The sequence below is a fragment of the Aeromonas sp. genome, assembly GCF_050633025.1.
In the GTDB taxonomy this organism is placed as follows: domain Bacteria; phylum Pseudomonadota; class Gammaproteobacteria; order Enterobacterales; family Aeromonadaceae; genus Aeromonas.
This window is the reverse complement of sequence record NZ_JBODRQ010000157.1, coordinates 1-6677: the sequence shown is the minus strand read 5'-3', so window position 1 is coordinate 6677 and position 6677 is coordinate 1. Positions and strand designations below refer to the sequence as shown.

5 protein-coding genes are annotated in these 6677 nt (G+C 58.1%); all 5 read right to left on the bottom strand.

Going from position 1 to position 6677, the window contains the following annotated elements; translation table 11 throughout:
• Positions 1-28: 28 nt before the first annotated feature.
• Positions 29-2749, bottom strand: a complete 2721-nt coding sequence (gene secA, locus ACRAUW_RS15880; protein WP_005336144.1) for a preprotein translocase subunit SecA — start codon at positions 2747-2749, stop codon at positions 29-31.
• A 59-nt stretch (positions 2750-2808) separates the two neighbouring features.
• Complete coding sequence (locus ACRAUW_RS15875; protein ID WP_431363054.1) at positions 2809-3714, bottom strand: peptidoglycan DD-metalloendopeptidase family protein; 906 nt, start codon at positions 3712-3714, stop codon at positions 2809-2811.
• 140 nt (positions 3715-3854) lie between these two features.
• Positions 3855-4778, bottom strand: coding sequence for a UDP-3-O-acyl-N-acetylglucosamine deacetylase (gene lpxC, locus ACRAUW_RS15870; protein ID WP_431363053.1), 924 nt, complete (start codon positions 4776-4778; stop codon positions 3855-3857).
• Positions 4779-4877: 99 nt separating this feature from the next.
• The gene (gene ftsZ, locus ACRAUW_RS15865; protein WP_005336147.1) at positions 4878-6029 is read right to left on the bottom strand and encodes a cell division protein FtsZ; all 1152 of its coding nucleotides are present in this window, start codon (positions 6027-6029) and stop codon (positions 4878-4880) included.
• Positions 6030-6068: 39 nt separating this feature from the next.
• Positions 6069-6677 (bottom strand): cell division protein FtsA (gene ftsA, locus ACRAUW_RS15860; RefSeq protein WP_431363052.1); only part of this gene is annotated, 609 nt, incomplete at its 5' end.

Genomic DNA, 6677 nt, shown 5'->3' with positions numbered 1-6677 from the left:
TGGCCCGCCTGTTATGGCATAGCGTCGATCAGGTCAACTGACCGTGGCAGTGCTTGTACTTCTTGCCGGAACCACACGGGCAGGGATCGTTTCGACCGACCTTCTGCTCGTCACGTACGAAGGTGGTGTGGCCCTCTTCGCCTGCGGCCTGTTCATCGGCCAGCTGGCTCTCTGCAGCGGCGTGGGTGTAGGTGCGGGGAGCAGCTTCTGCCTGCTGGCGCTGCTGCTCTTCCATCGCCTCCACATCGCGCTCCTGCACCTGAACACGGCTCAGGATGCTGACCACGTCGCGCTTGAGGGTTTCCAGCATCTGGGTGAACAGATCGAAGGATTCGCGCTTGTACTCCTGCTTGGGGTTCTTCTGGGCGTAACCGCGCAGATGGATGCCCTGACGCAGGTGATCCATGGCCGCCAGATGCTCTTTCCACAGACCATCCAGGGTTTGCAGCATCACCGCTTTCTCGAAGTTGCGCAGCACCTCTTTGCCGACCAGCTCTTCCTTGTGGGCATAGAGCTTGGTGGCTTCGTCCAGAATGCGCTCGCGCAGCTTCTCTTCATACAGCTTGTCATCTTCCGCCAGCCACTGTTGCAGTGGCAGATCTAGCGCGAAGTCGGCCTTCAGTCGAGCTTCCAGACCCGGTACATCCCACATCTCTTCCAGAGACTGGGGCGGGATGTACTCGTCGATCACGGCGCCGTAGACATCATCACGGATAACGTGGATGGTCTCGGAGATATCGTTGGTATCCAGCAACTCGTTGCGCTGCTCGTAGACCACCTTGCGCTGGTCGTTGGCCACGTCATCAAACTCCAGCAAGCTCTTGCGGATGTCGAAGTTGCGACCTTCCACCTTGCGCTGGGCGTTTTCGATCGCCTTGGTGACCCACGGGTGCTCGATGGCTTCGCCCTCTTCCATGCCCAGCTTCTTCATCATGCCGGTCACGCGATCGGAGGCGAAGATCCGCATCAGGGTATCTTCCATGGAGAGGTAGAAACGGGAGGAGCCGGGGTCACCCTGACGACCGGAACGGCCACGCAGCTGGTTGTCGATACGACGGGATTCGTGACGTTCGGTACCGATAATGTGCAGACCGCCAGCGGCCAGCACCGCATCGTGACGCACCTGCCAGGCGGCTTTCAGCTCGGCAATCTGCTCGCTGGTCGGGTTTTCCAGCTTGGCAATCTCTGCCTGCCAGTTGCCCCCGAGCACTATGTCAGTACCACGACCGGCCATGTTGGTGGCGATGGTGACAGCGCCAGTCTGACCGGCCTGGGCGACGATCTCCGCTTCCATGGCGTGGAACTTGGCGTTCAGCACCTTGTGCGGGATCTTCTCCTTGGTCAGGATGCCGGAGAGCAGCTCGGAGTTCTCGATAGAGACAGTACCAACCAGTACAGGCTGGCCCTTGGCCACACACTGACGGATATCTTCGATGATGGCGGCATACTTCTCATTGGCGGTCAGGTAGACCAGATCGCCCATGTCTTTGCGCACCATCGGCTTGTTGGTCGGGATAACCACGGTATCCAGGCCATAAATCTGCTGAAATTCAAAGGCTTCGGTATCCGCAGTACCTGTCATGCCCGCCAGCTTGTTGTAGAGACGGAAGTAGTTCTGGAAGGTGATGGAGGCCAGCGTCTGGTTCTCGTTCTGGATCTTCACCCCTTCCTTCGCTTCAACGGCCTGATGCAGACCATCGGACCAGCGACGACCCGGCATGGTACGGCCGGTGTGCTCGTCAACGATGACGATCTCATCTTTCTGGACGATGTAGTCCACGTTGCGCTCGAACAGAGTGTGAGCACGCAGACCCGCATTGACGTGGTGCAGCAGGCTGATGTTGGAGGCGGAGAACAGGGAGTCGTTCTCGTCCAGCAGCCCCTCTTTCTTGAGCAGCTCTTCCACGAAGATCTGGCCGTTTTCGGTCAGCAGGGCCTGACGGTTCTTCTCGTCTACTGTGTAGTGACCGTCGCCGGTGTACTCTTCGGTGTCTTCCTTGTCCTGCTTGACCAGCAGCGGGATCAGCTTGTTGACGCGGATATAGAGCTCTGAGCTGTCTTCGGCCGGGCCGGAGATGATGAGCGGAGTACGGGCTTCATCGATAAGCACCGAGTCCACCTCATCCACCAGCGCATAGTTGAGCGGACGCTGTACGCGCTGCTCGGGCGAGAACGCCATGTTGTCGCGCAGGTAGTCAAAACCGAATTCGTTGTTGGTACCGTAGGTGATGTCGGCGGCGTAGGCGTCACGCTTCTGGGACGCATCCATACCGGGCACGTTGCAGTCGACGGTCATGCCGAGGAAGGCGAACAGCGGGCGGTTCGCCTCCGCATCACGCTTGGCGAGATAGTCATTCACCGTCACGACGTGCACACCACGGCCACTCAGGGCGTTCAGGTAAGCTGGCAGGGTTGCGGTCAGGGTTTTACCTTCACCGGTTTTCATTTCCGCGATGCGGTTGGAGTTCAGCACCATGCCGCCGATCAGCTGCACGTCGAAGTGACGCATGCCAAACACCCGCTTGGAGGCTTCACGCACGGTCGCGAACGCTTCCGGCAGCAACTGCTCCAGGGTCTCACCCTGCTCGATACGCTGACGATATTCAGCCGTTTTGGCCTGCAACTCGGCATCGGAGAGAGCCTCGAACTGCGGCTCCATGGCATTGATCTGTTTTACAATTTTGCGCAAAGCCTTGAGCGTTCTGTCGTTCCGGCTGCCGATAATCTTGGTAAGCAGTGTGCTAATCATGGGTACCAACTATTTCTGGTTATAAAAGCGTTCCGTCACTGGAACCTGAAGAAAAAAACCTAACCCCGTCTGGCACTGAGAAAGCGTGCGGGGTTGACCTGACGACCATCTTTCAACACTTCGTAATGCAAATGGACCCCGGTCGCGCGACCGGTGCGTCCCATCAAGGCAATCTTCTGACCCTGATCAACCAGGGTGCCCACCTCGACCAGCAACTTGGAGTTGTGGGCATAGCGGGTGATCAGACCATTGCCGTGATTGATCTCCACCATGTTGCCAAATTCCGGATGACGGCCCGCCCAGCTGACAATGCCGGGACCTGTGGCCAGAATGGGGGTTCCGGGTTTGCCACGGTAATCGACCCCTTTGTGCATCTTTGCACGCCCGTTGAACGGATCGACCCGTCCACCAAAACCGGACGAGACCCAAACTCGCTCCTGTTTGACTGGCGTGCCGGAAATAAAACCGGCATCAGTGATATGGTGATTCATGATGAAAGATTCAAGTACCGACAGCTGCTCTTCGCGGCTGCTGAGCTGCTGGCTGAGGTGTTTCATCGAGGCTTGCAGCTCGTTAAGGCTCACTTCCAGCTCTTCATCATAAGAAGGGCCGCCCATGGGGGGCAGCTCTTTGAAATTGAACTCGTCGGGATCGAGATCGGCCTGCTCGGTCAATCGTTCGCCAAGGGCATTGAGACGGCCAAGCTGGCCCTGCATGGTGCCCACCTGGGCTGCCAGCATTGCCAACTGTTCACGGGCTTCGTCGCCACTCTGGTCAACGGACTGTTGCTCGGCAACGGCAAGCGCCACTTCCAGCGCCTCCATTTTCTGGTGCCAGCTCTGCCAGAGCCAACCACCACCAAGGGCCAACAGGGAGAAAAGAATACCGCCGACCCAGGCCAGACGTTGTGTGGGCAGGTGCAACTTGCGTCGCTGCTTGCCGTGGAGGATCAGCGTAATGCTCATAGAAATCAGTCTGCTCGGTCAGGTGCGGCCAGGAGCCTGCACGGGAAATAAAACCGGGAGATAATCGGTATTAAAGGATGGAGTAAACAAATGACGGAACGTCGGTGCGGAGAGAGGACCGACGTTCCGTTGCACAGCTATCAGGCCAGAACCAGACCGTCATCGTAGTAAGCGATAGGCGCTTTGTCGCCCTCACCCTCGAAGGTCACCAGTTCCCAAGCCTCCCGCTCGGCCAGCAAGGCACGCAGCAGCTTGTTGTTCAGGGCATGTCCGGTCTTGTAGGCACGGAATTCACCGATGATGCTGCGGTTACACATATAGAGGTCACCGATCGCGTCCAGCATCTTGTGCTTGACGAACTCGTCCTCATAACGCAAACCGTCTTCGTTCAGCACCCGATAGTCGTCCAGTACCACGGCGTTTTCCAGGCTTCCGCCCAGCGCCAGGTTCTGGGAACGCAGGTACTCGATATCACGCATGAACCCGAAGGTACGGGCACGGCTGATCTCTTTCACGAAGGAGGCACCGGAGAAATCCAGTACGCAACGCTGATTGCGCCCTTCAAAGACCGGATGCTGGAAATCGATCTCGAGATCCATCTTGAAGCCGTTGCGATAGGGGTGGAATTCCGCCCACTTGTCACCGTCTTCAACCCGGATGCTCTTCTTGATCCGCACAAACTGCTTGGCAGCATTCTGCTCACGGATCCCGACTTCCTGCAGCAGGTAGATAAAGGGATGCGCACTGCCGTCCATCACCGGGATCTCGGGCGCGTCAACCTCGACATAGAGGTTGTCGATCCCCATCCCGGCCAGCGCGGCAGAAAGGTGCTCAATGGTAGAGACACGGACACCGGCTTCGTTAACCAGAGCGGTACAGAGCACGGTATCGCGCACCTGATCGGCATTGGCTGGCAGCTCCACCACAGGATTCAGGTCGGTACGCAAGTAAACGATTCCTGTGTTCACAGGCGCCGGACGGAACGTCATGGTGACTTTCCGGCCCGAATGCAGGCCGACACCAGTCGCCTGTACACTCGTTTTCAAGGTTCTTTGTCTAATCATGGGTGTACCCTAAACAGCTTAAAATCCGGACCAGATGGTCGTTGGCAGGCCATCTTAGCACATTCCTTAAACAACAAACAAACAAGAGCCATAAGAGGCTTAGTCAGCTTGCTTGCGCAGGAACGCCGGAATATCCAGGTAATCCGGTTCACGACGAGCTTGCGGCTCGGCGTTGACCACCTTGGCCGGGGCTTCGTCCATCACGCGGCCTTGCATCATGTCGCTAACCAGCGGCTGACGCACCGGGCGCTCTTGCACCTGGCTGCTCTTGACCAAAGTGATGTCCGGCTTGCGCTCGGCACCGATACCGGTAGCAACCACGGTCACACGCAGTTCGTCGTGCATTTCCGGATCGATTACGGTACCCACAACTACAGTGGCGTTCTCGGAAGCGAAGGCCTTAACCGCGTTACCCACGGTTTCGAACTCTTCGATGGTCATGTCCATACCGGCGGTGATGTTGACCAGGATGCCACGGGCACCGGCCAGATCCACATCTTCCAGCAGCGGGCTGGAGATGGCTTTCTCGGCCGCTTCTTCGGCACGGTCATCACCAGAGGCGGAACCGGTACCCATCATGGCGGTACCCATTTCACGCATTACGGTACGCACGTCCGCGAAGTCGACGTTGATCAAACCCGGACGGGTGATCAGCTCGGCAATGCCCTGTACCGCGCCAAGCAGTACATCGTTGGCCGCCTTGAAGGCATCCAGCAGGGAGATACCGCGACCCAGCACCTTCAGCAACTTGTCGTTGGGGATGGTGATCAGGGAGTCGACGTTCTTGGAGAGCTCTTCGATACCGTGCGCGGCGAAGCCCATCCGCTTCTTCCCTTCAAAGGAGAACGGCTTGGTCACCACAGCAACGGTCAGGATGCCCATCTCGCGCGCCACTTCGGCCACGATCGGCGCAGCACCGGTACCGGTACCACCACCCATACCGGCGGCGATGAACACCATGTCGGAACCGGTCAGCAGCTCACGCAGCGCTTCGCGATCTTCCATGGCCGCATCACGACCCACTTCCGGATTGGCTCCGGCACCCAGACCCTTGGTGATGCCACCGCCGATCTGCAAGGTCGTGTTGGCGCTGGAGTTACGCAGTGCCTGGGCGTCGGTGTTGACAGTAATGAACTCAACACCCTCAATGTTTTGACGAACCATGTGCTCGACAGCGTTACCACCGCCGCCACCTACGCCGATCACTTTAATGACGGCTTCGTCAGTATGGCTATCCATAAATTCAAACATGTTGTCTCTCCGCTTTATTTGCCTGACTCAGCAAAATTCTTAGAACTCGCCACGCAGCCAGTTGCTAACCCGTTTGACCAGGCCACCGACGCTTGCCTTGGCAGCATATTCTTTGTTGCTACCTGTGGCTTGATGGGTGCGGCCATATTGCAGCAACCCGACCGCAGTCGAGTACACCGGTGCCTGCACGTAATCACTCAAACCACGTATGTTCATGGGCTCTCCCACCCGGACCTGGCTCTGGAAGATCTGCTCTGCACACTCCACAATGCCTTCAATCTGGGCTGCGCCGCCGGTCAAGACCACACCGGCTGCCAGCTGATGCTTGACCCCCTGCGCTTTCAACTCGCTTTGTACCCGCACCAGCTCATCATTCACCATGGAGAGCAACTCGGTGTAACGGGGCTCAATCACTTCAGCCAGTGTCTGCCGTTGCAGGCTGCGCGCCGGACGACCGCCGACACTGGGTACTTCAATATTGTCTTCCTTGCTGACCAGACGACCGAGGGCACAGCCGTAGCGCACCTTGATCGCTTCCGCGTCGAGCGGCGGCGTGCCGAAGGCGTAGGCGATGTCGCTAGTCACAGTGCTGCCAGCGTACGGGATCACCTTGGTGTGGCGCAGGGCACCGCCGGTAAACAGCGACAT